The organism is Microvirga brassicacearum, assembly GCF_008757455.1.
GTDB classification, from domain to species: Bacteria; Pseudomonadota; Alphaproteobacteria; order Rhizobiales; family Beijerinckiaceae; genus Microvirga; species Microvirga brassicacearum.
This window is the reverse complement of record NZ_VCMV01000035.1, coordinates 101,829-103,920: the sequence shown is the minus strand read 5'-3', so window position 1 is coordinate 103,920 and position 2,092 is coordinate 101,829. Positions and strand designations below refer to the sequence as shown.

1 protein-coding gene is annotated in these 2,092 nt (G+C 67.3%); it reads right to left on the bottom strand.

Going from position 1 to position 2,092, the window contains the following annotated elements:
• On the bottom strand, positions 1-2,092 hold a 2,092-nt coding region (locus FEZ63_RS25225; RefSeq protein WP_244622883.1), incomplete at both ends, for a condensation domain-containing protein.

Sequence of the window (2,092 nt, the reverse complement as noted above, 5' to 3'; positions counted from 1 at the left end):
CGGCACCAAACCCTCGAGCGCTGCCACCTCCGACAAGGAAAGCGATACAAGCGGAAAGTCCGATGGTGTATGCCCGCCGGAATCAGCGCTCAGGGAGGACAGTTCCGCCAGCGCGCGAAACCAGCGTTTGCCGATATCGCGCACCGCCTCTTCGGACAGGATCTCGCTCGCCCACGTCCAGTGCGCGACGAGACGCGGACCAGTGGTTTCGTCGAGAACCTGCGCGTCGAGAGTGAGCGTGTGGCCGAGCGCCATCGTGGCGTCGCCTCCGCCGGCAAGACCCTCGGCTTCGGGTGCTGCATGCCATGGACCGGTCTGTGCCGTGAACCGCCCGAGATAATTGAAGGCGACCTGCGGGCGGATTGCATCCCGCAGCACCGCCGCGCTGTTCTGATCAAGGTAGCGCAAGATGCCAAAGCCCAGGCCGTTCCCGGGAATCCGGCGGATCTGTTCCTTCACGCGCTTCAGCGATTGCGCCAGCGACACGTCCCGGCCGGGATCCAGCCGTAGGGGAAAGAGACTGGTGAACCACCCCACGGTACGCGAGAGATCGAAATCATCCTCGCCCTCACGTCCGTGGCCTTCCAGATCGAGCAGAACGGCAGTGTCATCGCTCCAACCGTGATGACGGCGCCAATCCGCGAAAGCCACTGCGAACGCGGTGAGCAGAACGTCGTTGACCCCGCCGTGAAACACCGCCGGAACGCGACCGAGGAGCGGCGCCGTGACGTCTGCAGGCAGGGTGAATGTCAGGTGACCGGCGCTGGCGGCGGTGTCGCGCGTGCCATCCAATGCGCGCGCTCCCACAAGCGGATCGGGAGCAGCCAGCATGTCGCGCCAGAACGGCAGTTCGGCTTGCCGCTCGGCGCTTGCCGCGTCCGTCGCAAGATGCTCGGCCCAGCGGCGCAGCGAGGTGCCGACGGGAGCGAGCCGCGGTTCCCGGGCCTGCAGGACCTCCCGCACAGCATCCCGGAGATCGGGCACTAGTATCCGCCACGAAACGCCGTCGACCACCAGGTGATGCAGCACCAGCAGCAAGCGTCCAGCGCAGTCGGGACCCGCGTCGAACCAGACTACCTGCACCATCGTCCCGCGGGCCGGCGCAAGACGCGCGGCAGCTTCGGTCGTTTCCGCGTCGATGAGCGACACCAGCGCTTCCGGGGTGAGGCCGGTCGTGCCGACCCGTCGCAAACTGGCTGCGGCCGCGACGGAGCCAGCTTCGGCAATATGCAGCGTCCACTCGCCATCAACGAGCGCAAGCGTCGTCCGGAGCGCGTCGTGATGATCGAGCACGGCCTGCAGCGCCGCCGTCAATCCGGCGGCATCGAGTCCCGCTGGAATCTCCAACAGCATCGTCTGGTTGAATTGCTCGATCGGCCCCGATTGCTGTCGCAGCCAGTGCATGATCGGCATCAGCCGCAATGGTCCCGTTCGCACGTCGGCGACTGGGTCGGCGGGGCGCAGCAGATGGGCCACCTCTGCCAACTTCTCCACCGTCTTGTGCTGGAAGATCTCACGGGGCGTGAAGACAAGTCCGGCCGCCCAGGCCCGGCTCACCAATTGAATGGACATGATGCTGTCGCCCCCGAGGGCGAAGAAGCTGTCGTCGATGCCGATTTCGGGCAGGCCAAGGACTTCGGAGAAGAGGCGGCAGAGGAGAAATTCGCGCTCGTTGCGGGGCGCCCGGCCGGCGACAGGGGCGGCATCGGGAGCCGGGAGGGCGGCGCGGTCGAGCTTGCCGTTGGGGGTCAGCGGCAAGGCGTCGAGCATGACGATGGCCTTCGGCACCATCGGCCCGGGCAGGCGCTCGGCGAGATAAAGACGCAGGGTCTCGGCATTGGCACGGCCGACCGCATAGGCGACGAGACGCCGGTGCCCGGGCTGGTCCTCCCGCACCAGTGCGGTACAGGCGGAAACCTCCGGATGGCGGGCGAGCACCGCCTCGATCTCGCCGAGCTCAATCCGGTGGCCGCGGATCTTGACCTGGTGATCACTGCGGCCGAGGAAGTCGAGGTTGCCGTCGGGGCGGTAGCGGGCGCGGTCGCCGGTGCGGTACATGCGGGCACCGGGGAGCCCGAACGGATCGGCGACA